The following is a 26,522-nucleotide window of genomic DNA, read 5'->3' as shown; positions in this document are numbered from 1 at the left end:
CTCGATTTGTGATGCTCGACGCAATCTTCCAGGCTTGCCGCACGGGAACGCGGCAAGCCTAGGCGAGCGGTACGCTCAACCGACCGCGGTTTCGACGACCCTCTTGGGCGGCTTCGTGGCGGCCGTATATGCCACCTCTGCGACCTGACTAGCAGCCCCCAAGCTCGATTTCCAGAAGGCAGCAATAGCGTCTCCGCCCGGTAGTGCGCTCTTCGACATGCTGTCCAACCACGCCTTCGGTTCTATCGAAGACTGCTTGAACACCAGTCTCGCCGCGTCCTCGAACTCGGCCTGCGTGCCCGAAACTATTTCCGTCACGTGTTTCCAATATTGCTGGGTCTTTTGAACTCCAACCTGAAGTTGCTTTGTATGAGTGACAAGGGCGTCCTGAGGACCTTTGCCAATCGAAGGTTGAACAACAAGTTCCCGTGCTTCGGCCAAAGCTGCTTTGACGGTTTGGGCATTGAGTTCAAGCAGCATTCCGAATCCCTGTAAGGCTTTGCCAGCAAGACCGAAAGCTGTGTCGACGCTTGCCTTAGTGGCGCTAATCGCCTGTTCCGGAACGAACGTGGTCATGACTACCTCCAAAAATAGGGGCACAGTGCCCAATTCGTAATGCTGCATCGCAGCAATTCATACCTCTATCCTAACGGAGAATTCCTTGAAGTCAAATCAAAATTCGGAGGTTGCGCGGCCACAGTTGACATATAAATAGCGAGCTCTGACGATGAGTCACCGTCGAACATTTCCTACGTCTGACCCCACTCCCCCTCAACGCTGCAACGCAGCAATATCAGCCGCGACTGTGCCATTCGACTACCCTCGTTGCATGTCGGACGCAGATACGCTCCCGCCCACACCGCCTCCTGGTGTGACTTTGTTACAATCCCCAAAAAACACTTAATTCGAGGGGACCGTGGCAAAGACCGCCAAAGCGAGCGGGAGTACCGCAACGACAGAGTTGCCGGCGCCAACACCATGGCCCGGCGCCAACGCGCGAATGCTCGGACTAGGAGTTGGACTTCCCGTTGCTCCCTTAGCTCGCCTCGCTCAATTCAGCGCAGCAGATTTTGAGAGATTTACGCTCGAATGGGCGACCGACTACCTCGCAAAACAAACTCAGGTTTTCGAGGTTCAGTCGCGGGGAGGTTCAGGCGACAAAGGTCGAGACATTATTGTGTGGCTTGATGCGGCGAATAAAGCCCCCCGCCGCTGGCAGCTCTATCAATGCAAGCACTATGATGCAAAGCTCGGCCTGTCCAAAGCGGGTATCGAAATAGCGAAGGTTTTGTACTACACGCACATTGGCGACTACACACCGCCCGAGAGCTATTATTTTGTGACCCACAAGGGCGTCACTTCGCCATTCCAAGACCTTCTCGACAGTCCCGAAAGCCTCAAGAAGGAGATGGTTGATACGTGGGATACCTACTCGAAATCTATAACTTCGACGAAGACTATTACACTCTCCCCTGAACTCGAAACACACATTTCGAACTTCGATTTCAGCATCTTTGCCGCGAAGCAGCCACACGACTTGCTCGCTGAGCATGCCCAGACCAAATATCACCTGATGGTCTTCGGCGCTCCATTGGTGAATAGGCCGCCGCCGCCCCCTCCTCCATCGACTGTCGCGGCTATTGAAGCAAAATACATCGAGAAGTTGTATCGGGTTATCGGCCACGATATTGGCATCACGGTCGGCGACGCTGCAGACTTCGAAGATAGCCAGTACCACTCCCGCATGTTTGCGCGCTCGCGTTTGACGTTCTATAGCGCCGAGGGGCTGAAAGAGGTGGCACGAGACCAGATGGCAGACCAACAGTTTTTCGATACATTGCTGGACGAGTTTTGCGACGGACTGTACTACCAGTACACCGAGCCCAGCGGAAGCCCGATTGACCGCCTGAAGGCAACCGTACGCGCGGCACAGAACATCCAACTCGGGTCACACCCGCTGGAGCCCCATGTCACCAGCAAAGACCGTGAAGGCATGTGCCATCAAATGGCTAACGAAGACCGCCTCGATTGGTGCAATCCATGAATAGTACGGAGAAGCCATCCCGAACGCCTCAGGTTCGCCCGTTCAATTCGGCCTTGGAGTACGGTTTCCGGACCCTGTTCATCCTGAACGCTGCACGCGGTCACGCAATGGACCTCGAGCGGCTCGTATCCTACGACTACCTGCTCGTCCATTCCGGCGACGTAGACGATGGCCCCATCAGCTTGCACCCGGCGATGCCCCATCGAGGAACGGAATTGCTCGTGAAGCGCAGCGTCATTCACGCCGGGCTCACCCAGATGCTGACTAAGGAATTGATTCAAATCGTCTTCGCTCCGCAAGGATTTTTGTATCGAGCCACCGAAATGACGGCCGCGTTCATCAATCTCTTGAAAACGGCTTACGCGCAGGATTTGGTCGCCAGGGCAGATTGGATAATCGAGCGGTTTGGCCGATACACGGACCAGGAGCTTGAGTCATTTATGTCGCAAAACGTTGGACGCTGGGGCGCGGAGTTTGACCGCCTCACTGCTGTCGATTTACTGGAACTCTGACCATGTTTCAAATCAGAAAGATTCTGCTCCGGGGCGCTGGGCTGGAAGATGCACTCGTCAAATTTTATAGCGGCGCCAACGTGCTTGCAGGCGAGTCCGATACCGGGAAAAGCTTCCTTCTCGAATGCCTCAATTTTATTCTCGGGGCAGATAAGCTGAAGTACGTCGACGAAGCGGTGCCATATACCCACCTCTTCGTCGAATTCGAAAACTCACGTGACGAAACCATCACCTTAGTGCGCCCAACCGGTGGCGGCAATCTGACGGCATATCGGGTACCGATAGCAGATATTTCTGAAGGTGGTGAGGTAATAGCGCCGACTAGGAAAGGGTTAAGCAAGGGGCCTGACGTCACATCAGTCCTGCTACCGTTTGCAGACATCCAAGAAGCTCGCCTGCGAAAGAATGCGGGTGGCGAAACTCAACGCTTTACCGTCAGGACAATTGAACCACTATTTCTCATCGATGAAGTCGCTGTCATCGACCAACACTCCCCGGTAACAGGGAAGCCCGGCTTCGGCGATACCGCGCGGAAGCGGGCCCTTTCGTACATCTTGACAGGGATTGACGATGAGAGCGTCGCTGCCGCTGAAAAGAACGAAATTGTGAAGGCGCGGTTGAAAGCGAAGCTCGAACTCGTGGACGAAATGCTCCAACCGTTGAACGAACGCTTCGCGCATCCAGACGGGTTGAGTGCATCGACAGACGATGCAGAGTTAGATTCTTTGATTGGCAGCCTGACCGAGGAGCTAGATGAGATTGGTTCCACACGGGATGTTATCCAGCAGAAATCACAGGAAGCAACTCGCAATAGCTTGAAAGCTGATTCTCAACTGCTCGGCATACGTGAACTTCTTTCGAGGTATCGGCTGCTGGACGAGCGATACAACTCCGACTTGGATAGGCTGGACTTCATTTCAGAAAGTTCTTTCTACTTTGACGCTCTTCAAGATGTCCCGTGTCCCGTTTGCGACCAGTTAATGACCCCGGGTCATTCGCACGGTTCGAGTTCCGACGCGCGGCCAATTCGAGAGTCGGCTGTCGCCGAAGCCGCGAAAATACATGCTCATCGCACCGATTTGGCGGCCGCGGTTCGCGACCTCGAGATTCGTCGAGCGCTCGTGGAAGGTGAAAAGAAAGAGGTCGACTCGGAGCTCGAATCATTGCAGGAAGACTTGAATCGCACTTTGACCCCACGACTGGAATCCACGACGCAGCGCCTCGAACAACTCGTGAGTCGACACACCGAACGTGAGACTATGCGAGTAGAACGAGAGCGCTGGCAAAGTTTAGTCAAGCTCCAGAACGACATCACATCCAGTCTCGCCGATAGTGGCGTGCCGAAGCAGACCTGGGCCGGCCTCCCGCCTGACGAACTTCGCGCGTTCTGCAAAGAAGTGGAGGCGGTCTTGGTCGAGTGGTCATGGAAAGAAGCTCCACGAGTCGAGTTCGACGAGAAGGCTTTCGACATAGTTGTCGATGATAAGCCGCGCCAGTCGCATGGCAAGGGTGTTCGCGCAATACTTTACGCAGCGTTCACCATCGGTCTCTTACGTTATGCCGCTAGCAACAGCCGACCACATCCTGGGGTCATTGTTATCGACTCGCCGCTCACAAGTTATAAAAAGAAGAATACACAGTCGGTGCAGGGCGAACTCGGTCAGATTGCCGCGGGCATTGAAACAGCCTTCTGGCAGTCGCTTGCGAGAACGTCAAAAGACATACAGGTCATCGTTATCGAGAACAAAGAACCGCCGAGCGACGTGGCCGACCAGGTTCATTATCAGTGGTTTGCAGGCAAGGGAGCTAAGGGCAGTGAACGTGCGGGATTCATACCCCCAAAATCGTGAGCGAGCGAGTTGGCTAGACGCGTGCAAGTCGGACCCTTCTTAGGTCGGCCGGCCACCTCGCGCGTTGATTAAGAACTAGGCGCGTAGGTACCACTCGCCAGGGCCGTAAATCCTGTTCTGCGTATCGATGTCGCGCTTGTAACCGAGTTCCTCTCCAAACCCCAACGACCGCAACACTCCCCGCACGCGCATGAGCTCTGGCTCGTCTTTCCAATCTCGTGTGTAAGCGCAAATCACGTGACCATCACGTCCCATGCTGCGCAGAGCCGTTGATACCTTGGCGAACAAGTGCTTGTCCTCTTCGATGGCGCCTTTAACTTTGCTCCATGCCGAGTCGACATCGGATTGCGCAACAAAGACACACCACTTACCTGTCGTAGGTCCAGAGGAAATGATTCCGCAGCTAGGGGATTTCCGCATCAGCCAGCTCCGACTGAAGTCTTCGGATGGCCGGTCTGACTGTCTTGAGAGCAGCTCTTCGAAACGCGATTTTTCGTTCATTTCAGTCTTGTTTTCCAAGCATGTTCCGAAGTCGCTGAGCGCGCGCGATTGGTGGACTCCACTTATCTCTCCTTCTTCGTTGTCACCCGCTGAAGCTCGATGGGCTCTTGCCGCAGCACGCTGTTGCGACTGACAGGCAGCACTGACACTTTCGTCAGGAGCCGGTCGTTCTCAGCTCTGTGGCGATGCTTGAGTTTCCCTTGCTCAAGTAGCTTCACAACATGCAGGCGAGAAATGAATAGCAGTTTCGCTGGGTCAGCGATGGGCACGGCATCGACTTATGGGCGAGCGACCCGCTTCACGATGTCGATTTATCTGGATTCTCACCTGTCTTCTCTAACAGCAACTCCTGCGCACGCTTCATAACCCAAGCAATCTCCGCTTGCGAAACGTCCCAGTCGCCCGAGCCGACCTTCAATCTCACGCCCTTCTCGGCCCTGGTCAACGCCACGTCTGGCGACAGACCAGAGGTAGCAACCTTTCGCAATACATAGGCAGAAAGCTGGGCTGCAAGGTCCTCACACGCGTCATAGCGCATCCACAGTTGCTCCTCCGACAGACTGCTTTGATAGCGCCCGTCGACTTCGCGAACGAGGACTTTCGGTTGAACTCCAGTTACGGAACCTAGGTCTGGCTCCCTCGGAAAATCATCGGGCACACGCCGGTCAATCATTCCTTGCTCCATGACTGTCGCAGACTACGCGCCCAGACTTATTCACTGAGGTCTTGTTCCGTAGGAAACAGCCGAGCGTATTGCTCCACGAAGCTTTTAGCGTCCTCGACTACCGGTCCAACATCTCCAGCCGATAGCCTTTGAAGCGGCGTAGCACCGTTCAAGGACGCTATCGGGGTCGTGAAAAAGTCGAACATAGTCCACGAATGGGTTTTGCCAAGAGCACGTATGACCCTTCTGAAGTCGTCGCGAAAAATCGTGGTCGAGAGAAAAAACGCTGGGTAGTAGGCTTCGGGACCGAAGAAGACGGGGAATAGTCTCTGTGATTCGACAAGCTTAGCCAGCTTCTTTTCTGTAAGGGCAGCCGAGATGCAGAAGTCGTGCTTCCGAAGCACTTTTCCTTGGAGCACAAGCGGATAGCGCTTCGTGTTGGCATCACGGTACCTAGGGGCAGGTTTTCTCTCCGGCGTCCGTTCCGCCTCAGGTCTGACGCGCTTGCGAAGCCTATCTTCCTCCTCGTTAAGCGCAGGGAAGTCGATGCCATAGACCATTGCTTGGCCAACGGCCTTGCAAAGATGATTCTTGAACATGCGTCCAAGCGCCGCGTCAGGAATTTCGAGCAGCGTTTCGGCGACTCTCGGGTCAAATAGGATGGCGGCAATCGCAGCGCGATGGATGATATGTTCCACCCATTCGTTTTGGGGCGACGTTTCGGGCTTTGTCGCGCGCGTAGAACGCGGCATGGTCATTCCTTTACCTAAGTGAGGCTAAAACCTTTCGTCGCCGATTCAGCGATACGCAAATTTGTTGAGACCTCTCACCTGGTTTCGAAGCTCATCACGCTTACCAACCGTGGTCTCTTAACACGATTACCGGACGTGACAGGCGAACACCGTCTTGGCTCTCCGTCGGTGGTCGAATACCAGTAGTGCACGACATCGCTATCGTTGCCCTCTGCCTCCCGCCACAACCCGCTTACTCGGCAGAGCGTGACGGAATCGTCATCCTCACTACGAGCCAACAGGTGAACCGAAAAGCTGACATCGCCAAGTTGCAGTACCAGTTGAATCAGCGCCTCGGCACCGTCCACCACCCAACCATCCGCGCTCGCGCAGTCCGCACCGCGAGAGGAGGCCACGACAAAGAAGTTCGGCGTGAGGTCCGTCCATCCAACGCAGCGCCACGCAAGAAGCGGTTGCATGAGCCTCTTCTTTATGGGATGTGGCTCTTCCCAACTGCTGTCAGTAAATAGCATGACACCGGCCTACAAGCGTTTTAAAGGTTGAGTTCGTCGACCGCATAAGCTGCTTTTTTAAGAGGCGTATCTGTTGCAGGGACCTCAGCAAACGCGAGCATCGGCCCACCCATTCATCATCGAGCGATGGTTCCTTCTTCGTGGCACGCGTAGACCGCGGCATGGTCATTCCTTTACTCAAGCGAACCCGCCAATCGTCGGTGTAGAGCGGCAACTCACAAACTTCGGGACCGTCGTCCTGAGGCGGCTTGCGTGGACTCCAGACTATGTCGTCGAACTGCGGTGAAACAGACACCGCTCCACGCCTCGTAAGAACCGCACGTAGGGGCGCAATGTGGATGCTAAGTATTGCTATCACTCACAGCGTTCCGCACAACTGCCCGGTGACATCTTTGGTGGCACCACCCTCTCTGCGAAAACAGGTGTCCCGAACTTCGACAACAGTCCAAAAGAATCCTGGTGCACCGAGCAATCGGTAGGTAGAACCGTCGCTCGTCTGCGCTTGCATCGCGTCTTGGTCGAACTTAACGAGAGCAGAACTGACGCAGCCTTGGTCGAGATTGTCGAAGCCGACCAGTCGCTTTAGGCCGTCGTCGGTCTCGATAATTCTCCATCGTGATAAGAGGACAGCAGGCTCAGACCCGATATGAGTATTGGACCAACGGGGCATACAAATCTCCTGAGCGCTTGCGCGCGTCATTCTGCTGGGCTCTGACACGACCGCCTTCCGGCGCCGCCTTTGTCGCCCGCCGGAGCGATGGGTTCGACAAAAATTCCCATGCATCAGTTAAGCGCCGACGGCTTGACCACGGCAAGCTGTCAGGTGCATATGGTCGCCTTGACGAATTGCAGCTAACCGATATACGTGGGGAATACTCGTGGCTCGTCCAATTCTACGAATTACGTAGAGATTCCACAAGCGAATACTACGATATTCGTAGAATGACGAATAAACAACCCATATCGCTCTTTGGTCGTCGGCTGCGAAGTGCACGACAGCACGTGGACATTCCGCAAGACAAATTGGGGGTACAAATTGGGCTTGATGAGCACACGGCGAGCGCACGAATTAGCCGATACGAAACGGGCGTGCATGAACCGCCATTTGAAATTGCTCGAAAATTGGCAAACGCGCTACGTTTGCCAACGGCATATTTTTACTGTGAGGACGATGACCTAGCCGAACTGGTGCTCGCTTGGGGACGGCTACCTAAGTCAGAACGTAAGCAACTGAAAAAGGTCATTGAGGCTAAGTGGACAAGCAACCCCGTGAAATGAAAGTGTGATTCCTGTCGCCGCGGCATTGCCGGCTGACCGGATAACACCGCCGAGCATCAGCGTGCGCGCCTGCTCGGGGCGATACAGTTGGTCGCGGGTCGCTGGACTTCGAAAAAGAGAGACACTGCATTCCACACCTCACGGGCCTGGCAGCCGTCCGACTCCGGTCGGCTCCATTCTGTCTGGCGTTTCGGCCGCAGGGAGAATTCCGACACCGCTGTCGACGAGCCCATGAAGCCTCCGCTCAACTAGCCCTTCCAGTCTCAGCTCTACTTGAGCGGTCGACATATGGTCCTCGCCCGCCGGCTAGCTAGAGATAGTTGCACCACTTTCTCGTTACCTGCCGAGCACCCTCGCCGATGGCAGCTGCACCCCGACACGCTATACGTCAAGCATTAATGCGGCCCTATATCTTCTAACGAACGGGACGCCCGTTCGTGCGTCGCAGCGCTCTCAATCTGCACGTCATCTGAGTGCGTCTGCGCGCTATCAAAATCATACTTCAATAGCAAAATTCGCGAGAAATTGTGCTCTGCACACAAATCTTCGCAGTTCCCGCACACTTTGCTGTTCCTGAACGGGGGATTTCGCGTTCCCGCACACTTTGTTGTGCCCCGATAAAAATCAAAAATCGAACTTGACGAACTATCTTTAGATATATATCTTACGATATATCTTAAGACATTCGGAGATATCAACATGCGTCATCACCACCGTTTTTCCCGTGAGTTCGCCCGCGACGCCGCTTTCTCGCGCGATCCTTCTTTCTTTGGCTTCTATGAGCGCTTCCAGATGTTCAGGGACGCGATCGGCCGTCAGCGCGGCGGCGGCGGCCGGCATGGCGGTCCTTTCGGCGGCGGTCCGGGCGGCCCGTTCGGCGGCGGCTTTGGTGGCGGCTTCGGCGGCGAAGGCGACGGTTTTCCGCGCGGCCGCAAGTTCACGTCCGACGACCTGCAACTGCTGCTGCTTGCGCTGATCGACGAGCAGCCGCGACATGGCTACGAACTGATCAAGGCGCTCGAAGCGCGCTCGAACGGCTTCTATACGCCGAGCCCCGGCATGGTCTACCCGGCCCTCACGTATCTGGAAGAACTCGGCTACGTGACCGTGCAACTCGAAGGCAACCGCAAGCGCTACTCGCTCGCCGATGCCGGCCGCGAATACCTCGCCACCAACCGCGAGCGCGCCGACCTGATGCTGGCCAAGCTCTCGCACATCGCCCGCAAGATGGATTCGGTACGCCGTGCGTTCGCGGGCGAAGCGGGCCAGGCGGGTGAAGGCGGCGACGATGCAGCCGAATACGGCGGCTGGCTGCCGGAATTCGTACAGGCGCGCCGCGCGCTGAAACACGCGCTGCTGCTGCGCGACAACGCGTCGCCCGACGAACAGCGGCGCATCGCAGCGATTCTTGCGCGCGCCACGGCCGAGATCGAAAGCAAGCCGCGCGAAACTGGCAGCCAGAGCGGCAACGGCGGCACGACGGACGAGCAGGCCTGATACGGACAACGATTTTGAGAGAACAGACTATGGAAGCAACCCGAACCGATTTGACCGTGACGCGTGTGCGTCATCCTTTGAAATTCCGTCTGCTGCAGGTGAAGCGGGTCGAGGCTGTCACGCCGCATCTGATCCGCGTGACGCTGACGGGCGACGATCTGCGCGACTTTGTGTCCGCATCGTTCGACGATCACATAAAAGTGTTTTTCCCCGCGCCCGGCGAAGACAAGCCGACGCTGCCCGCAGCCGGCCCCGACGGCCCGGTGTTCCCCAGCGATCGTCCGCGCCCCGTTGCGCGCGATTTCACGCCGAAGCGTTATGACCGCGATGCACTCGAACTCGATCTGGAGTTCGCGATGCACGAAGCCGGTCCCGCTGCCGAGTGGGCAGCGCAGGCGAAGGTCGGACAATATCTCGGCGTCGGCGGGCCGCGCGGATCGTTCGTGGTGCCAACGGGCTTTGACTGGCATCTGCTGATCGGCGACGATACCGCGCTGCCCGCCATCGGCCGGCGTCTCGCAGAACTGCCGCAAGGCTCGCGCGTCGCGGCCGTGATCGAAGTCGCCGATCCATCCGCGCGCATCGAATTCGACACGCAGACCGATCTGTATATCGAATGGCGCTATCGCAGCGAAGGCGCGTATCGCGGCGCAGAGTTGCTGAAAGCCGTGCGCGAAACCTTCCTGCCGGATGGCGAAGGCTACGTGTGGGCCGCGGGCGAAGCGGCGACGATGCGCGCAGTGCGCACCTTCCTCGTCAACGAACGCGGCATCGACAAAGCGCGTATCCGCGCGTCCGCATACTGGAAACAGGGCGAACAGGCCGTCCACGAGAATCTCGACGACTGACGCTCAATCGACTGGAGCCACTCCTTGCTCTCATTGAACGAATCACGCGAGCGGCGCCTGCTGTGGCTGCTCGCACTTACGCAGTTCACGATCATCATGGATTTCATGGTGATGATGCCGCTCGGCCCGCAGATCATGCATGCGTTCGAGATCTCGCCCGCGCGGTTTGCAACGGCTGTCTCGGCGTATTCGTGGTGTTCCGGGTTGTCTGGACTGCTTGCCGCGACGTATATCGACCGCTTCGACCGTCGGCGTCTGCTGCTTGCCATTTACGCGTTGTTCGCGCTGTCGAATCTTGGCTGCGCACTCGCGCCGAACTTTCCGATGCTGCTGGTGGCGCGCGCGTTCGCGGGCATTACGGGTGGCGTGCTGGCGTCGGTGGTGATGGCGATTGTCGGCGATGTGATTCCTGTCGCGCGACGCGGCGCGGCGACGGGCACGATCATGACGGCGTTCTCGCTTGCGGCGATCGCGGGCGTGCCGGCGGGCGTGATGCTTGGCGCGCATTTTGGCTGGGCGTCGCCGTTCGTGCTGCTAGTCGTGCTGTCGTGCGTGATCTGGCTGGGTGGGCTGCGGATCGTGCCGTCGCTGACGGAGCATCTGCAGCGGGAGCGCGTGCCGCTTGGGCAGGTGTTGCCCGACTTGTGGAAGCTCTTTTCGAACGTGCGGCATCTGAACGCGTTTGCTCTGACCTTTGTCGTGATGGTCGGGCATATGCTGGTGATTCCGTTCATTGCGCCGATGCTGGTTGCCAATCATGGTGTCGAGCCTGCGAAGCTGTCGTGGCTGTATATGGCCGGCGGCGCGGCGACGTTTTTTACTTCGCGGCGGGTGGGTGAGCTTTCGGATCGTTATGGCAAGAAACGCGTGTTCAGGATTGCTGCGGTGTTGTCGATCTTGCCTGTGCTGTTTGTCACGCATCTGCCTGATGTGCCGTTTTATGTGATGGTGTTGTTCTTCCCAGTGTTCATGGTCGCGATGTCGTCGCGGATGGTGCCGATGCAGGCTTTACTGACCACTGTTCCCGCGCCGCAGACGCGTGGGGCTTTTCTTAGCGCCAATAGCGCGGTGCAGGCGATGGGGACCGGGTTTGGTGCCTGGTTTGGTGGGCTTCTGCTGTCTACCACTGCGCAGGGGCAGATTGCCGGGTATGGTGGTGTTGGCTGGCTGGCAGTTGGTGCGGCGGTGGTCGCCTGTTTGTGGATTGGGCGGGTGAAAGGTGCAGGTGCAGGTGCAGGTGCTGGGGCTGGTGCTGCCGGCGGCGCTGTTAAGTCTGCATCTGGGGGTGAGATAGTGGGCGAGGCTTAGTGCTTTTCGTTTGTCTTGCGACGCTTGGTTTGGTTTTGGGTTTTCGCTGGCATCCGCGGTTTGTTTTGCCTTGTTCACGCGTCGCCCCTGTGCGGGGCGGCACTTACTTTCTTTGCCGCCGCAAAGAAAGTAAGCAAAGAAAGCGGGCTAACACCGCCAATTCTTGACCACCGCCTGAGGGCCCCCAGTGGGTCCTCTCCTTCACACGGCAACTTCTCAGTCCCCGCCCGTTGCCAGCGCCCTGAACGTGCGCCTCACCCGCCTCGATCACCCGTAGCACAGCGAACGGCAGCGAATGGTTACGGCCGCCCAGGTGGCAAACTGTGTGTAGGTCGTAGTGCTTCACACCGCGGCGCTCTTACGACACCGCTCGTGCTTTTCAGTCCGGAGTGGAACGCATAAGCCGCGAAATCCGACACACAGTTTGCCGCTATAGAACGTGGGCGATGCGATCGTGCATGTGACGACGCGGGAGCGTGAAGCGGGTGATGAGCCAATTCGAAGCATTGGCAGCGGGCATCGAGAAGAGCGATGTCGGGAACAGGACGGGGCCGTTGGGGGCCCGTGGGAAACCGTCAAGAATTGGCGGTGTGAGCGGCTTTCTTTTGCCTACTTTTCTTTGCCGCGGCAAAGAAAAGTAGGTGCTGCCCCGCACAGGGGCAACGCCTGAAGTACGAAGGCATATCGCGGATGCCACCAAAAGCCCAGGCAAAACCAAAACCAAAACCAAAAACCAAACCGCTAATTCTCCCCTCATTCCCATCCCACATGATGTCAACAACCCAGCCGCCAGGCGGCAACACAGACACAAAACAAAAAAACAAAACCCACATCAACAGACATTCAGGAGCAAACCATGGACTTCCACCCACCCTTCGTCATCTTCTGCACCCTCGCCGCGAGCGTGATGATCGTTTCAGTCTTGCTGGCGATCGTCGCCGAAAAAATCGACAACTGGCTCACACGACAAACGGCGATCTGCCAGAACCACCACCCCGTTATCCATCGCCACGCAGAAACCTCGCATTTCCTGTAAAAACTGCGCCCCGGGGCGATCGCAAATCGCCGCCAACCCTGCTGCGAAAAGATCATCGTCATGAAACGCCTACATGCCATCGTTCCGCTAGTCGCGCTGCTCGCCACCATCATCGCGGCCCCCGTCGAGGCAAAAACCGTCAGTTATCAACCGGAAAACGCCTGCCCAATCGTCGCGAGCCGCCCTGATCGCATAGCATCAATGCGTGAACAGATCGCACACACGCCGCAAGGCGACATCGCGTATTACCGCTTCGGTCACGGCAGTCCCATCGTCCTGCAGACAGGCTTTCGCGCCACCGTTTCCGAATGGGACGCAGCCTTTCTCACCGACCTCGCGAAACACCATGAAGTGATCGTCTTCGACAATCGCGGTATCGGCCGCTCCTTGCCGGATGCATCGAGCTTCACCGTGCAGGACATGGCAAACGATCTCTCCGCGCTGATCGATACGCTGCAACTGCGCGACGTCACAGTGCTCGGCTGGTCGATGGGCGGCGCCGTCGCCACGCAGCTCGCCATCGATCATCCCGCGAACGTGCAGCGCATCGTGCTGATGAGCGCGCCCGCGCCCGGACGCCTCGGCGTGCCCGTTCCGCCCGATGTCGAAGCGACGCTCTCAGGCAGGCCCGGCACGACATTCAACGACGTCATGAAGGTGCTGTTTCCGCCGTCGGCCGCCCACGCCGCAGGCGAGTGCTTCCGCAAGAACATGTTCGTGCCCGCCGGCTATGCATCGCCGACAATCTCCGCCACCGTGACGGCGGGCCAGACCGCCTTGCTGCGCGCATGGGAACAGGACAACGCCGCCGCCGAAGCGCTGCGCAACGTCCACACCGACACGCTGGTCCTGACAGGCGCCGACGACAGCATCCTCTCGAAGCAGAACGCCGACGTGCTCGCCCGCGCGCTGCCCGATGCGCAACTGCTCGTGGTGCGCTCGGCAGGTCACGCGATGATGTATCAGTATCCGCAAGCGCTCGCCTCCGCCATCGGCCACTTCATCGCGCAATCGCCCGCACGCCAGATGGTCAAGGCAGCGCAATAGCGCGACGAGGCGTAACATCGAAGGCCTTCTTCGATGCACAACGCCGCGTTCTGTTGCGACCCTCGCGGAGGTGGCGATGACGAACGAAACCTGCCCGATACGACGCCTTCAACTCCTGCTTCGCGATCCGTACCGCAACGACACCGATCGCGAAGCCGTGCGGCGCGCCGCCGAACAGCTCGGCATGCAGATCAGCGGCGAAGGCCACGCTTCGCTATCCGCGCGTATGCCGGATGACGCATTCCGCCAGCTTTTTTCCTCTTCTTCCATCGCGAGCGGAACCCTTGCCGTGCCCAGCAGTCTGGAACCGTACGTCTCGTCGATCAGCGAAGCGCCGCAACATCTTTCATTCGATTGAACTGCATTCGTCTTGCATGTGACGGAGTGGGCGCAACAGCGCCCGCTCCCGCCGATACAGGAGAGAAAGCGATGAAGGCCTACGATCCCAAGGACGCAGCCGCACGGCCCGCGCGCGGTGACGCCGCCAACCAGGAACTGCGCGTTGCCGTCACCTTCAACCGGCCGGGTGAGGACTTCGGGCCAACACGGTTCGGCGCGCGCATGTCGACGCAGACCGTCGCGTCGTTCATCCCCGATCCCGCACAGGCCGACCTCGCGCTCGCCGAACTCGCGCGGCGCGGCTTTACGCTCACGGGGCGCGGCTCGCTGTCGGCGTCGATGCGCTGCACGGCCGCGCAGTTCGAGGCGGTGTTCCAGACGCGCCTGAAGCGCATGAAAGCGCCTTGCGCGTCGGCGGCGCAGTTCAGCTCGGTGCTCTATCCGCCCGACGGCGCGCCATGGAATCCCGATCCCGCCATCAAGTCGCTGCTCGACGACGTCTATATCCAGTGGCCGCACATTTACATGGCGAAGGCGGCGGCAAAGTCCGCGAAAGCGAAGAAGACGACTACGGCGGCAAAGAAGCGCCCTGCTGCCTCGACACCGCAGGAGGCCGACGCGCCGTCCGCGACGCCGCCCGCCGTGCCCTACTTCCATCTCGCCGCGCCCGCGGACATCGCGCTCAAGCTCAACGCGACGCCCGTGCATCAGCAAGGGATCACGGGCAAAGGCGTGCGCATCGTGATGATCGACAGCGGCTTTGCGCACGGCCATCCGTACTTCAAGGCGCACCACTATGCGTCGTCGGTCGTGCTCGCGCCGGGCGCCACCGATCGCCGCGCCGACGGCAATGGCCACGGCACGGGCGAGTCGGCCAATATCTTCGCGATTGCGCCTGGCGCCAACTTCATCGGCGTGAAGCTCGACAACGAAGCCGATCCGTCGAGCGGCGCGTCGGTGCTGGAAGGCTTGCAAGAGGCGCTCAAGCACGATCCGCAGGTGATCTCCGTGAGCCTCGGCTACGATCTGCGCGGGCCCGGCGACACGCCGCTCAACACGCTGCCGAACGGACTCGTCGCGCTCGAGGCGGAAATCCAGGCGGCCGTGAAGCGTGGCATCGTGATCGTGTTCTCGGCGGGCAACGGCCATTATTCGTTCCCCGGCCAGATGCCCGAGATCATTTCGGCGGGCGGCGTATTCGTCGATCAGCACGGCGCGATGCGCGCCTCGGACTACGCGAGCGCGTTCACCAGCCTGATCTACTCGGGCCGCAGCGTGCCCGATGTGTGCGGGCTGGTCGGCATGCTGCCGCACGCGACATACATCTCGCTGCCCGTATCGCCCGGTTGCGAGATCGACCGCGAGAACGCCGCGTTCGACGGCACCACGCCGACCGACGGCTGGGGCGTGTTCAGCGGCACGTCGGCGGCCGCGCCGCAACTGGCGGGCCTGTGCGCGCTGCTGTTGCAGAAGGACCCGAAGCTCTCGCCCGGCGACATCAAGGCGATCCTGCGCCGCACCGCCCGCGACGTGACGAAGGGCCACGCGAATCCCGCCAGCGATCCGAAGGGCCGGGGCGTGGCGGCGGGCGTCGGCGAAGACGGTGCGACGGGCGCGGGACTCGTCGATGCGCTGGCCGCCGTGAAGCAGCTCTGACGCTTCCACGCGCAGGCGGGCGATCTGTGAGGGACGATCGACCGTCTGCGCCGCGCCGGACGCCGTGCCATACTTGCGGATCGTCCCGGCCCACATTCCAACCCAATGATCGTCCCTTCCGCTGCCATCGGTTTCAATCTCAATCAGCTCGACCGCCGCTCCGACAAGCGCGACGACGAAGCCTTCATCGCCCGTCTGCGCAACGATTCCGCCGCGCGCTTTCTCGTGTTCGACGGCGACGTGCCCGTGCTCAGGCGCGGCGAGCGGCACGACCCATGGTTCACCGCGAGCGAGGCGGCCGCATTCGGACCGGCGCTGCAAAACGTGTTTCTCGGCCATGACAGCGAAGACAGCGGACGTTTCGCGCTCGGCTTCGCACCCGGTCTCCTGCCGACTGAAGGGCAATCGCAAGACACGCCTTACGATCGCATCGATCTGCGCTCGATCGCGCTGCAAGGACTCGTCGCGCAGGAACTGCTCGGCGTGCTGGGCCAGGCCAAGTCGATGCTCGACTGGCATCGGCGGCATCGCTTCTGCGCGAACTGCGGCGCACCGAGCCGCGCGACGGCGGCTGGCTGGCAGCGCGCGTGCGATGCTTGCGGCGCACGCCATTTCCCGCGCGTGGACCCCGTCGTCATCATGCTGACGATCGACGGCGACCGCTGTCTGCTCGGCCGTCAGCGTCAGTTCGCGCCGGGCATGTACTCGGCGCTGGCGGGCTTCGTCGAGCCGGGCGAAACCGTCGAAGATGCCGTGCGCCGCGAAGTGCATGAAGAAGCGCGCATCGATTGCGCGGAGGTGGTCTACTTCGCGTCGCAGCCGTGGCCGTTTCCTTCGTCGCTGATGATCGGCTGCTTCGCGCGCGCCAGCAGCAAGGACATCGTCATCGACATCACCGAGCTCGAAGACGCGCGCTGGTTCACGCGTGCTGAAGTTGCCGCGATGTTCGAAGGCACGCATCCGGACAAGCTGTCCGCACCGAAGCCGTTTGCGATCGCGCATCATTTGCTGCGCGCCTATGTCGAACACGGCGAAGCCGTGCTGCGCGGTTGAGCCCTCGCGCTTCGCGTTGCCCTTCATGATCTGATCCAGCAGTCGTGCCACGGAAAACCGTGGCATAAGCAAACCTGTACGCGAACGTTCACGTTGACGTATAATGCCAGCCATCCTGATCGAAGGCTGCCGCTTGTCCCGCATGTCCACCGAAGACTCACCCGCCTGCACGCGCCACGTCGCGGCGAGCGTTCGCACGTAATCGCCATGTCGACCTCGACCGCACAGACGCCCCTTGTCGCCAGGCAGTTTCGCGTGGACCTCTTTCCGTGGGCTATCGCGCTTGCCACCGGCCTCGAGTATTTCGACAACACACTCTTTTCGTTCTTCACCAGCTACATTGCGGGCGGCATCAATGCGTCGACGGATGAACTCGTGTGGGCGTCGAGCGCCTATGCGGTCGCGTCCGTGCTGGGCATTCTCCAGCAGCAATGGTGGGTCGAGCGGCTCGGCTACCGGCGCTACATCGCCGGCAGCCTGCTGCTGTTTGCGGCCGCCTCGGCGGCGGCGGCGCTGTGCGAGTCGTCGGTCGAACTGGCTTTCGCGCGCGGCGCGCAGGGCTATTTCATCGGCCCGATGATGAGCGCGTGCCGCATCCTCATCCAGACGAGCTTCACGCCGCAGCGCCGGCCTTCCGCCGTGCGCGCGTTCCTGTGCATGATCCTGCTGGCAAGCGCGCTCGCACCGCTGGCGGGCGGCTATCTGCTTGCCTTGCTCGAATGGCGCGCGCTCTTTACCTGCACGATGCTCGCAGCCCTGGTGCTCGCTGTATTCGTGCTGCTCGTCGTGCCGCCTACCGGCAAGCTGCAACGCGAAGCACGCGGCGACGCGCACTTCTGGCCGTATATCGTCTTCGCGTTCGCGCAGGGCGCATTGCAGATCGCGATGCAGCAGGTGCGCTTCGAACTGTTCGGCAGTTCGCCGCTGCTGATCGGTTTGACGCTGGCGGGGTGGCTGGCGCTCGGCTGGTTCGCGTGGCATCAGTGGCATCATCCGAACCCGCTGGTGCGGCTGCACGCGTTGCGGGAGCGGACGTTCCGCACGGGTATCGCGCTGTATGTGCTGTTCTATTACCTCAGCAACGCGATGAGCTATCTGGTGTCGCGCTTTCTGGAAGGCGGCCTTCGCTATCCCGTCGAGAATGCGGGCCGGCTGGTCGGCTTCACGTCGTTCGCGTCGCTCGCCTTTGCGTTCGTCTATTTCCGCGTGTCGCCGCTCGTCAAACACAAGCGCTGGCTGATTGCACCCGGCTTTCTGATGGCGGCGCTGATCGGCGGCTGGATGGTCAGCCTCTCGCCCGATGTCAGCATGCCGTGGCTCTTGCCGCCGCTCATTCTGCGCGGGCTGCTGCTCGTATTCATCGTATTGCCCGTCGCCAATCTCGCGTTCCGCATCTTTTCGATCGACGAATTCAGCCACGGCTACCGCTTCAAGAACATGGTCAAGCAACTGACCTACTCGTTCTCGACCGCCACCATGATCATTCTCGACCAGCACCGGCAAGCGCTGCACCAGACGCGTCTGAGCGAATTCGTGAATCCGTTCAATCCCGCTTTCCAGAATTCGTACGACGCGCTGATGCGGGCATTCGAAGGCATGGGGCATCCGGCGACGGAATCGAAAGGCCTTGCGCTGGTGGAAATCAGCCGCGTCGTCACGCAGCAGGCAAGTTTTCTGAGCGCGCTGGACGGCTTTTATTTCCTGATCGGCATTGCCGTGTGCGGCGGCCTCTTTGCGCTCTACCAGCGCCAAATCGATTGATCGCGTATTCTGCGAAGCGTCATCAACATCGATTGCGAATCGCAGTGCGCAAGCTTGAAGAAGGTGCGCGACGCGCACTGTGGAGCGTTTGACCAGTGGATACTCTCACCAGCATGCGGATCTTCGCTCGCGTAGCGGAGGAAGGCAGCTTTACGGGCGCGGCACAGCGCATGAACATCACGGTGCCCGCCGTATCGCGCGCCGTCTCCGCACTCGAAGCCTATCTGCGCACGCGCCTGCTGAACCGCAGCACCCGCCGGGTCGTACTGACGGAAGCGGGACATCGTTACCTGCTACGCTGCGAGCAGATTCTCGCCGTCGTCGATCAGGCCGAAGCCGAAGCCGCCGATGCGCAGATCGTCCCCACCGGCCAGTTGCGCGTGCATGCGACGTCGAGCTTCGGTCAAACCTATGTGACGCCCGTAATCGTTCGATACCGGCAACGCTATCCGTCCGTCTCGGTCGAGTTGACCTTGTCGCAGCATATGCCCGATATCATCGACGAAGGGTATGACGTGAGCGTGCAGTTGAGCGTTGCCGAGTTGCCCGACTCGAGCCTCGTCGCGCAACGGCTCGGCACCGTGCATAGCGTGCTGTGCGCGGCGCCTTCCTATTTGCGCGAGCACGGTGTGCCGCGCGACGTGCACGAACTGGCCGCGCACGCGTGCTATCAGTTCGTATCGCCCGTTTATCCGACCGACCGCTGGTTGCTCGAAGGCCCCGATGGCGCCGAGACCGTGCACCTGCGCGCGGGCGGCTTTCGCATCAATTCGGCGGACGGGCTGGCTGTCGCGCTGAAGGAAGGTATCGGCATCGGCGCGGTGCCGATGTCGACGGCCGTGTCGGCGCTGCGCGACGGCTCGCTGGCGCGCGTGCTGCCCGAATATCACTTGCAGCCGCTCACGGCGTACGCGCTGTACACGTCGCGCCGCTACATCGACGCGAAGATCAAGACTTTCGTCGAATTTCTGCGCGACGAGATTCCGCAGATGCTGAACGCTTCGGTAGCGAATCTGCGGGAGATGAAACAGGCACACGCGGACGCGTGAGCGCTGACGCGTAGCAACGGGTTCAACGCTCCCAATAGCCGTTCTGGTTGAACGCAGCCGTATAGAAATCGATAAAGGCGCGCACCTTCGACGACACGGTTTTCTTGCGCGGATACACGGCCCATATCGCAGGCGCGGCGCGCGTCGGCTGAACTTCCCATTCGGGCAGCAGATGCACGAGCTTGCCCTCGCGCAGCGCGGAGCCGACCGCCCACGTCGGCAACAAAGCGATGCCGCGCCCCGCAACCGCCAGCGCGATCAAGGCTTCGACGTCATCGACACGTAACCGGCCTTGCAGTTGCACCGCTGTTTCCGCGGACTTTCCACGGCGTGCGCGATCGAAGAAGAGCCAGCGGTCATCGGCGGCGAGCGGCGAGCGCAGCGCCGCGTGGGTGGCGAGATCGTCCGGCGCGGCGGGCTCGCCATGCTGTGCGACATACGCTGGGCTTGCGCACACGATGCGCCGCTGCACCGCGAGTTGACGCGCCATCAATTGCGAATCAGGCAACACGCCGATGCGGATCGCGAGATCGATGCCCGAGTCGATCACGTTGATCGTGTCGTCGGTCATTACGGCATCGACGTCGATCTTCGGATAGCGGTCCATGAACTCGGGCAGATGCCGTATCACGTGTCTGACGCCGAACGAGCGCGGCATCGTCACGCGCAACAGCCCGCGCGGCGACGTGTTCAACGACGACGTGATCTCGCGCGCATCGTCCAGCGTCCGGATCACGACGACAGCGTGTTCGCGGAACACGCGCCCGCCTTCCGTCAGCACGAGTCCACGCGTCGAGCGATTAAATAACGCAATGCCGAGATCGCGTTCGAGTTCGCTCACGTAGCGCGATACCGTCGACGTCTTTACATCGATGCGATTGGCCGCCTTGCTGAAGCTCCCCAATTCGGCAGCAAAAAGAAATGCACGTATGGCAGAGAAATAATCCATGTGTATGCCGCGTTCCGAGTGAGAAGCCGGACTCAGTGTATTGCAACGCCTCGTCCGCAGTGATCCCCGCAGTTATCCCTTTTCTGCAAAGCTGATTTCGGGTTCGAGTGATTCTGTCACACGAATCGCGTTCTTATAGTTGAGTCAACGCCGTTGCATCAGGACCCGTTGGCAAACAGCCGCCTGCAGCGACGCTTCCCGCGCGAGAAGCGCTTCACTCTCATTCAGGAACACGATCATGCTGGACAAAACCGCACCATCGACGCTGCAATTCGACGATCAGGCCGTGACACTCGACGCCGAGTACTTCGAATACACGTCGTCGGCCAATCCCATCGGCGCGAAGCTGATTTCACGCGTGCCGTATCGCACGTTTCCCGCTTCGCTGTACGACAGCGGGCCGACGCGCATGGTGCCGCTCGATCTGTCGTCCGAACTCGGCTGCGACTATCCGGCAACGGGCCCTGGTCTGATGGCGCATTTCCTGCGCATCGTTGCGGGCGAATCGCTGACGGTTCATCCGCAGGCGACGTCGCAAGTTTTCTATGTGCTGGATGGCTCCGGGTCGGTCACGCAGAGAGGCACGGCTTTCCGTTTCGCGCAGGGCGATTTCTTCTCATTGCCGGGCGGCGCGCAGGCGCTGCTGGCCGCCGATTCGACCGCGCGCCTGTATTACGTCAACGACGGCCCGCTGCTCGCCTATCTGGGTGTCGACGTGTCGCGTGCACGCTTCAAGCCGACGCTTTACCCCGCGGCGCGCGCGAAAGCCGAACTGGAGAAAGTCGCGCAGGCACCGGGCGCGGCGCAGCGCAACCGCATCAGCGTGCTGCTCGGCAACCGGCTCTTTCCGCAAACGCGCACCGTCACGCATTCGATGTGGGCGATGTTCGGCATCATCGCGCCGAACACCACGCAGAAGCCGCATCGCCATCAGTCGATCGCGCTCGATTTCATTCCCGACTGCAAGCCGGGCGTCTATACGCTGGTGGGCACGGAAGTGGACGCGCAAGGCAATATCGTCGATCCCGTGCGCGTCGACTGGACGCCGGGCATGGCCTTCGTGACGCCGCCGGGATACTGGCACGCGCATTTCAACGAATCCGACGACGTGGCTTATGTGATTCCGTTGCAGGATGCGGGCTTGCAAACGTACCTGCGTTCGCTGGATATCCGCTTTGCCCGTTGATGAACCACACTGCAAGTCTTTTGCCAGAAGGCCCACGGAAAATAGCGCGAAATGCGCGCTAGCGCACTGAACGAATCAACGCGACACGCTATCTTCTTACGGATTACCACGCAGCCGCGCCGGCTTTCCCGGCGCGGCCTTTTCGTTTTGCCGCGCGTCGCTCAACCGCCAACACGGTCGCCCTCCATGCGCCAGCAAGCCGCCCGATATGCACTGGTTTTCGCCTGCGGGTGCCTGCCCGCCATCGACGCGTGCGCGGCGGAATCGATTGGTGTCGTCAAGACGGTCAAGGGCTCGGTGCATATCGAGCGCGCCGCGCAGCATGTGGATGCGGTCGTCGGCAGCGAAGTATTCAGCAGCGACCGTATCGTCACCGGCCCCGCGTCTTCCGTCGGCATCACGCTGCGCGACAACACGCTGCTCTCCGAAGGCTCCAGCACCGTGCTGGAACTCAACCAGTTCGCCTTCAACACGACCACGCACGACGGCACGCTCGATGCCACCATCCGGCGCGGCTCGCTCGCCGTCGTCGACGGCAAGCTGGCGAAAGCGCACCCCGAAGCCGTGCGCTTCAGTACGCCGACCACGACGCTCGGCGTGCGCGGCACCGAATTCATCATCGAAGTCGGCGACGGGGAGAACACGCGTTGAAGGCCGCGATGCGGCGCCCGGCACTCAGATGGAGCGCGCTGTGCGCGGCGCTGGCACTGATGTCGGCATGCCGCTCGACACCCGACAAGATCACGCTGCTGCCCGATCCCGACGGCACCGTCGGCGCGGTCATCGTGCACAGCGGCAACAAGACTCAGGTCATCGATAAACCCTACGCGACGGCCGAAGTGAGCAAAGGCGGCGATATCGAGCAAACGGCGGGCAACCAGGCCAACGTCGAAACCCGCTACGGCGAAGTGCTCGCCGCGCGCCCGCCGCGCCCGATGACCTTCACGATCAACTTCCTGTTCGACTCGGCGACGGAACTCGCGCCGCAGTCGAACGCCACTGTCCAGCAAATGAAAGCGGCGCTCGCGACGTGGCCCGCGCCGCACCTCACCGTGGTCGGGCACACCGACCTCGCCGGCTCGCAGGAATACGACGACAAGCTGTCGATGCAGCGCGCACAGACGGTCGCGCGTTTTCTGATCAAGGCCGGCATCCCGGCGAAGGAAATCGAAACGGCGGCGCGCGGCAAGCGCGAACCGGTCGTGCACACGGCGGACGGCGTCCCTAACCAGATGAACCGGCGCGTCGTCATTACAATCCAGTGATACGCGTGATTTGTCACCGTGCCTGTAAACGGCACTGATCCGCCGTCGCCGACATGAAACGCTTTCGCGACTACTCATGGATGGTGTTTTTTCTGAAGCTGATGAGAGCGGGACAGGGCCGACCCGTCGCGCTCGCGGTGCTGCTCGGCCTGAGCCTCGCGAACCTGTATAGCGAATGGCCCGGCAGCATGCCGCGCCCGCCGCTTTTCGACAAGCTCGACGACTTCCTGCCCGACTCGTTCGGCACCGCGCGGCAATTGCTGTTCGATCACTATCAGCGGCGTTTTCCGCGCGTTCCCGCGTCGCAGCCCGTGACCATCGTCGCAATCGACGACAAGACGCTTGCTGCCGTCGGCCAGTGGCCGTGGCCGCGCAACCGGCTGGCCAGCCTCGTCGATGCGATTGCGGCGCGCAAGCCGCTCGCGATCGGCCTCGACCTCTACATGCCCGAAGCCGACCAGACCTCGCCCGACAAGGTGGCCGACAATCTGCCCGCCTCGGCCGCCACGCTCGCGGCGGGCCTGCGCGCGCTGCCGAGCCACGAAACCATTCTGGCGAATGCATTGGGCGCGTCGCCATCGATACTCGGCGCGGCCGCCGTCGATCACGCCGCGTTCGACACCAGCACCGATCTGCGCAGCGCGCCGATTCTCGTGCATGGCGTCGATCCGTTGAACAGGGTGAAGCGCTACCACTACGTGCTCGCGAGCCTGCCCGAACTGCAGGCGGCCGCGCATGGCCAGGCAATGCTCAATGTCGCGCTCGAGCAAGGTACGGTCCGGCGCATCCCGCTGATACTCGGTCTCGGCGACAAGCTCGTGCCGTGCATGCCGGTCGAAATGCTGCGCGTCGTGACCGGGTCTGCGGCCGTCGACGTGTATGCCAATTCCGCAGGTGTGCAGTCGGTCGGTGTCGCCGACGTGCAGGTGCCCACGCAACCCGACGGCGATATCTGGCTGCATTTCGCGTCGATACGCGCGACCCAGAATCGCTATGTGTCCGCTCGCGACGTGCTGCAAGGACAGGTCGATCCTGAACGCTTTCGCAACAAGCTGGTGCTGGTCGGACTGACGGGGACGGGTCTCACCGACATGCGCACGACCACGCTGGGCGAGACGGTGCCGGGTATCGAAATCCAGGCGCAGATCATCGAGACCATTTTCGACGGGCGTTTTCTGCTTCGGCCCGTCTGGCTCAAATGGGCTGAAACGACTTTCGTGCTCGCGTTCGGCCTTCTGATCATCTGGTATCTGCCGCACACCGATTCGCGGCTTGCGGCATTCGTGCGCGCTGTGCCGAAGGCATCGGCGGTGCTTGGCGTGGTGCTGAATCTGCTGCTATTCGCAGGATCTTTGCTGCTGTTCTGGTACTTCGGCCTGCTGGTCGACGCCGCGTCGATCTTCATCATTCTGTCTGCGGTGATGGGGTGCTTCTTCTCCACCGCCTTGCTGGACCTCAGCGTACAAACACGACGCGAGGCGAAGCGCCGGCGAGCCAGCGCTTCGCGTTCCGCCGATCAGCTTCCGCGATAGACCGGATCGGGACGATCGACCGGCATACGGCGGCCCGACTGCGTGGTCATGGTTTCATCACCGCCGACACCCATGCGCATCTCTTCCGCGGCACTGGCCTGCGCGGCTTCCGCTGCGAGTGTCTGCGCGGTCTGACCCGCCTGAGAAGCGGGCGCGCCGACGTCGGGACGATAGTAAGGCGCCGGTCCGTAACCGCTTGCGAAAGCAGGGGCAGCCAGTGCAGCGGAGCTTGCGACGAGAACAGTGACGATGAGCTTCGATTTCATAAGGACTCCAATTAAACAAATGAACACCTTCGCACACACGGGTTGCGTGTTGCGTCAGGTTCAGGATTGCAGGGACGATGTGCAGCGCCGGTATACGACACGTTGCCGGGTACGCTGCCAAAGAGGCTCAAACGAACAACACTTTCTCGGGGAAATGGATCAATGCTGCTGACGCCGTGGCGTTAGCGCCGAACCGGCCGTCGTTGTGCCCGCGCCTTTAGATGCACAGGCTATGCCATGAATGCACGGTCTGATCGGCGCGCACTGTCAGGTTGTTGAAAAAAAAGGAATATCGCGGCATTGCGTGGAAAGTCCGACGGACCCGGCAATGCCGCGTTGTTGGGAAGACGCCAACGGATTTCCGTTCGACGTCAGCGTTTGACCAACAGAATAAAGCGTGATCCCGCGGCGCTATTGCGGCTCATACCACGAGTAAGTCGGCAGCATGCTCATCGAATTGCCGATCTGCAGCGTGATGTCCCGATGCGAGATCAGCTCGATGCTGCGCAAATCGCCTTCGTATCGGCGCACGTCACCATTGTCATTGACGTAGGCAACCACTGTGCCCGTTACGCCAGCCACATTCGTATTCGACAGCGTCTGCCCCCATATATCGAAGAACTGCCCCAACGTGAAGGTTTTCAGGTTCGGCGTTTCGATGTGGATGATCCCTGTCGAATCGTGGGTGTGCATCTCGTAGTTGCATTGAGAGAGAATGCCCACGTTGGCGGGTAACGCAAGCCACTGACCGTTGTTCACGATGGCCAGATGCGCATGCACGTGATACAGCTCGCTCATGCCCGACGCGCAGATCAGGCCGTCGACATCTGCGCCCGTGCCACCCGTCGCGGTGTTGCCGTTCTGCCAGTGCGCGGTGCCAACCGTGCCGCCGTAGGCAAGCACCGTCTGGTTGGGATCGAACGACGGCGGATCGGTCCAGTTGAACGTGGGAATCTGCCCCACCGGCGTGCCGATCTCGATCGACACTTCGCCGTGCGCGGGCAGCACGAGGCTGGCGGGATCGCCCGTGTATTTGCTCAACTGGCCGCCGTTGTTCACATAGATCGTGATTGGCGTACCTGTCAGCCCTGCTACATTGGCCGACGTGAGCGGCTGCCCCCAGATCGCGAAGAACTGGCCAAGCGTATATGACGCACTCGAACTTGCGTCCATGCGGATCTTGCCGGTTTCATCATCCGTGTGTACGGGATAGGCGCAACCCGTTTGCGCGGACATCGTCGGCGCAACGGTACCGATGTTCGCGGGCAACGCGAGCGCCTTGCCGTTCAGATAGATCGACAGATGCGAGTACGTATAGATGTTGCTGCGCGCGCCGCAATTCAGCCCGCCGACTGCCTGGCCCGTGCCGCCCGTTTGCGTCGAGCCCGCGGGCCAGTAATCGTCGCCAACCTTGGTGCCGTCGACAAGCGCGGTTGCGTTCGCGAGTGCCGGCTGGCTCGTGTTCGAACTCGGCGCGCCAGGCGACGCGCCCGAACCGCCACCGCCTCCTCCACAACCCGCCAGCACCAGCATGGCACCTATCGTGACGATCCTTGCAACGACGCTATACGACATATCGATCTCCGCCTGTGTAATGTGAGTAACGTGCCGTTTAAC

The 26,522-nt window shown here is 60.5% G+C and carries 28 protein-coding genes; 18 read left to right on the top strand and 10 right to left on the bottom strand.

Annotated features, from left to right (window positions below; translation table 11 throughout):
• Positions 1–75: 75 nt before the first annotated feature.
• On the bottom strand, positions 76–576 hold the full coding sequence (locus tag G3O01_RS14260; protein ID WP_205805652.1) for a phasin family protein: 501 nt from the start codon (positions 574–576) through the stop codon (positions 76–78).
• A gap of 340 nt (positions 577–916) precedes the next feature.
• Here G3O01_RS14260 and G3O01_RS14255 point away from each other — a divergent pair, with 340 nt between their 5' ends.
• From G3O01_RS14255 to G3O01_RS14245, 3 genes are read left to right on the top strand one after another with little or no spacing between them, the layout of a single operon-like run.
• Complete coding sequence (locus G3O01_RS14255) at positions 917–2,044, top strand: ABC-three component system protein (protein WP_205805651.1); 1,128 nt, start codon at positions 917–919, stop codon at positions 2,042–2,044.
• On the top strand, positions 2,041–2,556 hold the full coding sequence (locus G3O01_RS14250; protein ID WP_205805649.1) for an ABC-three component system middle component 2: 516 nt from the start codon (positions 2,041–2,043) through the stop codon (positions 2,554–2,556). Before G3O01_RS14255 ends, G3O01_RS14250 begins: the two co-directional genes overlap by 4 nt.
• A gap of 2 nt (positions 2,557–2,558) precedes the next feature.
• Positions 2,559–4,406 carry a hypothetical protein gene (locus G3O01_RS14245; RefSeq protein WP_205805647.1) on the top strand — a complete coding sequence of 616 codons (1,848 nt, stop codon included), beginning with the start codon at positions 2,559–2,561 and terminating at the stop codon, positions 4,404–4,406.
• Between the two features lie 75 nt (positions 4,407–4,481).
• On the opposite strand, the gene G3O01_RS14240 is transcribed toward G3O01_RS14245, so the two are convergent.
• The 5 genes from G3O01_RS14240 to G3O01_RS14220 form a co-directional block, all read right to left on the bottom strand.
• Complete coding sequence (locus tag G3O01_RS14240) at positions 4,482–4,925, bottom strand: putative phosphothreonine lyase domain-containg protein (RefSeq protein ID WP_205805646.1); 444 nt, start codon at positions 4,923–4,925, stop codon at positions 4,482–4,484.
• Between the two features lie 280 nt (positions 4,926–5,205).
• Positions 5,206–5,580, bottom strand: coding sequence for a hypothetical protein (locus tag G3O01_RS14235; protein WP_205805645.1), 375 nt, complete (start codon positions 5,578–5,580; stop codon positions 5,206–5,208).
• A 38-nt stretch (positions 5,581–5,618) separates the two neighbouring features.
• Positions 5,619–6,323 (bottom strand): hypothetical protein, encoded by a 705-nt coding sequence (locus G3O01_RS14230; RefSeq protein WP_205805644.1) that lies wholly within the window; start codon positions 6,321–6,323, stop codon positions 5,619–5,621.
• Between the two features lie 74 nt (positions 6,324–6,397).
• Positions 6,398–6,781 carry a hypothetical protein gene (locus G3O01_RS14225; RefSeq protein WP_205805643.1) on the bottom strand — a complete coding sequence of 128 codons (384 nt, stop codon included), beginning with the start codon at positions 6,779–6,781 and terminating at the stop codon, positions 6,398–6,400.
• 412 nt (positions 6,782–7,193) lie between these two features.
• Positions 7,194–7,505, bottom strand: a complete 312-nt coding sequence (locus tag G3O01_RS14220; protein WP_205805642.1) for a hypothetical protein — start codon at positions 7,503–7,505, stop codon at positions 7,194–7,196.
• A gap of 272 nt (positions 7,506–7,777) precedes the next feature.
• Here G3O01_RS14220 and G3O01_RS14215 point away from each other — a divergent pair, with 272 nt between their 5' ends.
• The 4 genes from G3O01_RS14215 (at position 7,778) to G3O01_RS14200 (ending at position 11,766) form a co-directional block, all read left to right on the top strand.
• Positions 7,778–8,113 (top strand): helix-turn-helix transcriptional regulator, encoded by a 336-nt coding sequence (locus tag G3O01_RS14215; RefSeq protein WP_205805641.1) that lies wholly within the window; start codon positions 7,778–7,780, stop codon positions 8,111–8,113.
• Positions 8,114–8,812: 699 nt separating this feature from the next.
• Entirely contained in the window at positions 8,813–9,610 is a 798-nt protein-coding gene (locus G3O01_RS14210; protein ID WP_205805640.1) for a PadR family transcriptional regulator, read from the top strand.
• A 29-nt stretch (positions 9,611–9,639) separates the two neighbouring features.
• A complete protein-coding gene (locus G3O01_RS14205; protein WP_205805639.1) occupies positions 9,640–10,458 on the top strand; it encodes a siderophore-interacting protein in 819 nt (272 codons plus the stop codon).
• Between the two features lie 24 nt (positions 10,459–10,482).
• Positions 10,483–11,766 carry an MFS transporter gene (locus G3O01_RS14200; RefSeq protein WP_205805638.1) on the top strand — a complete coding sequence of 428 codons (1,284 nt, stop codon included), beginning with the start codon at positions 10,483–10,485 and terminating at the stop codon, positions 11,764–11,766.
• Between the two features lie 575 nt (positions 11,767–12,341).
• Here the strand turns inward: G3O01_RS14200 and G3O01_RS14195 are convergent.
• Positions 12,342–12,599 (bottom strand): hypothetical protein, encoded by a 258-nt coding sequence (locus G3O01_RS14195; RefSeq protein WP_205805636.1) that lies wholly within the window; start codon positions 12,597–12,599, stop codon positions 12,342–12,344.
• Positions 12,600–12,622: 23 nt separating this feature from the next.
• Between G3O01_RS14195 and G3O01_RS14190 the strand changes: the two genes are divergently transcribed.
• The 7 genes from G3O01_RS14190 to G3O01_RS14160 all read left to right on the top strand — a co-directional run bounded on the left by G3O01_RS14190 (position 12,623) and on the right by G3O01_RS14160 (position 19,707).
• Positions 12,623–12,802: a hypothetical protein gene (locus tag G3O01_RS14190; protein ID WP_205805635.1), complete on the top strand. Its 180-nt coding sequence runs from the start codon at positions 12,623–12,625 to the stop codon at positions 12,800–12,802.
• A gap of 60 nt (positions 12,803–12,862) precedes the next feature.
• Positions 12,863–13,849: an alpha/beta hydrolase gene (locus tag G3O01_RS14185; RefSeq protein WP_205805634.1), complete on the top strand. Its 987-nt coding sequence runs from the start codon at positions 12,863–12,865 to the stop codon at positions 13,847–13,849.
• Between the two features lie 76 nt (positions 13,850–13,925).
• Entirely contained in the window at positions 13,926–14,207 is a 282-nt protein-coding gene (locus tag G3O01_RS14180; RefSeq protein ID WP_205805633.1) for a hypothetical protein, read from the top strand.
• 71 nt (positions 14,208–14,278) lie between these two features.
• Complete coding sequence (locus G3O01_RS14175; protein WP_205805632.1) at positions 14,279–15,844, top strand: S8 family serine peptidase; 1,566 nt, start codon at positions 14,279–14,281, stop codon at positions 15,842–15,844.
• Positions 15,845–15,949: 105 nt separating this feature from the next.
• Positions 15,950–16,897, top strand: a complete 948-nt coding sequence (gene nudC / locus G3O01_RS14170; protein WP_205805631.1) for an NAD(+) diphosphatase — start codon at positions 15,950–15,952, stop codon at positions 16,895–16,897.
• A gap of 207 nt (positions 16,898–17,104) precedes the next feature.
• Complete coding sequence (locus tag G3O01_RS14165; protein WP_205805630.1) at positions 17,105–18,658, top strand: MFS transporter; 1,554 nt, start codon at positions 17,105–17,107, stop codon at positions 18,656–18,658.
• Positions 18,659–18,753: 95 nt separating this feature from the next.
• Complete coding sequence (locus tag G3O01_RS14160; protein ID WP_205805629.1) at positions 18,754–19,707, top strand: LysR family transcriptional regulator; 954 nt, start codon at positions 18,754–18,756, stop codon at positions 19,705–19,707.
• A 22-nt stretch (positions 19,708–19,729) separates the two neighbouring features.
• Here the strand turns inward: G3O01_RS14160 and G3O01_RS14155 are convergent, their stop codons facing one another.
• On the bottom strand, positions 19,730–20,656 hold the full coding sequence (locus G3O01_RS14155) for a LysR family transcriptional regulator (RefSeq protein WP_205805628.1): 927 nt from the start codon (positions 20,654–20,656) through the stop codon (positions 19,730–19,732).
• Positions 20,657–20,894: 238 nt separating this feature from the next.
• Between G3O01_RS14155 and G3O01_RS14150 the strand changes: the two genes are divergently transcribed.
• The 4 genes from G3O01_RS14150 to G3O01_RS14135 all read left to right on the top strand — a co-directional run bounded on the left by G3O01_RS14150 (position 20,895) and on the right by G3O01_RS14135 (position 24,639).
• Positions 20,895–21,842: a cupin gene (locus G3O01_RS14150; RefSeq protein WP_205805627.1), complete on the top strand. Its 948-nt coding sequence runs from the start codon at positions 20,895–20,897 to the stop codon at positions 21,840–21,842.
• Between the two features lie 186 nt (positions 21,843–22,028).
• Entirely contained in the window at positions 22,029–22,493 is a 465-nt protein-coding gene (locus G3O01_RS14145) for a FecR domain-containing protein (RefSeq protein WP_205805626.1), read from the top strand.
• Complete coding sequence (locus tag G3O01_RS14140) at positions 22,490–23,107, top strand: OmpA family protein (protein WP_241023930.1); 618 nt, start codon at positions 22,490–22,492, stop codon at positions 23,105–23,107. The genes G3O01_RS14145 and G3O01_RS14140 overlap by 4 nt, the downstream gene beginning before the upstream one ends.
• A gap of 53 nt (positions 23,108–23,160) precedes the next feature.
• Positions 23,161–24,639, top strand: coding sequence for a CHASE2 domain-containing protein (locus tag G3O01_RS14135; RefSeq protein WP_205805625.1), 1,479 nt, complete (start codon positions 23,161–23,163; stop codon positions 24,637–24,639).
• Here G3O01_RS14135 and G3O01_RS14130 read toward each other — a convergent pair.
• Entirely contained in the window at positions 24,624–24,905 is a 282-nt protein-coding gene (locus G3O01_RS14130) for a hypothetical protein (protein ID WP_205805624.1), read from the bottom strand. The two genes, G3O01_RS14135 and G3O01_RS14130, sit on opposite strands and share 16 nt — an antisense overlap.
• Positions 24,906–25,316: 411 nt before the next feature.
• On the bottom strand, positions 25,317–26,480 hold the full coding sequence (locus G3O01_RS14125) for a hypothetical protein (protein ID WP_205805623.1): 1,164 nt from the start codon (positions 26,478–26,480) through the stop codon (positions 25,317–25,319).
• Positions 26,481–26,522: the final 42 nt, after the last annotated feature.

It is taken from the genome of Burkholderia sp. Ac-20365 (assembly GCF_017104715.1).
Taxonomy (GTDB): Bacteria; Pseudomonadota; Gammaproteobacteria; order Burkholderiales; family Burkholderiaceae; genus Paraburkholderia.
The sequence above is the reverse complement of the archived record's forward strand: the minus strand, read 5'-3'. Positions and strand labels throughout refer to the sequence as shown.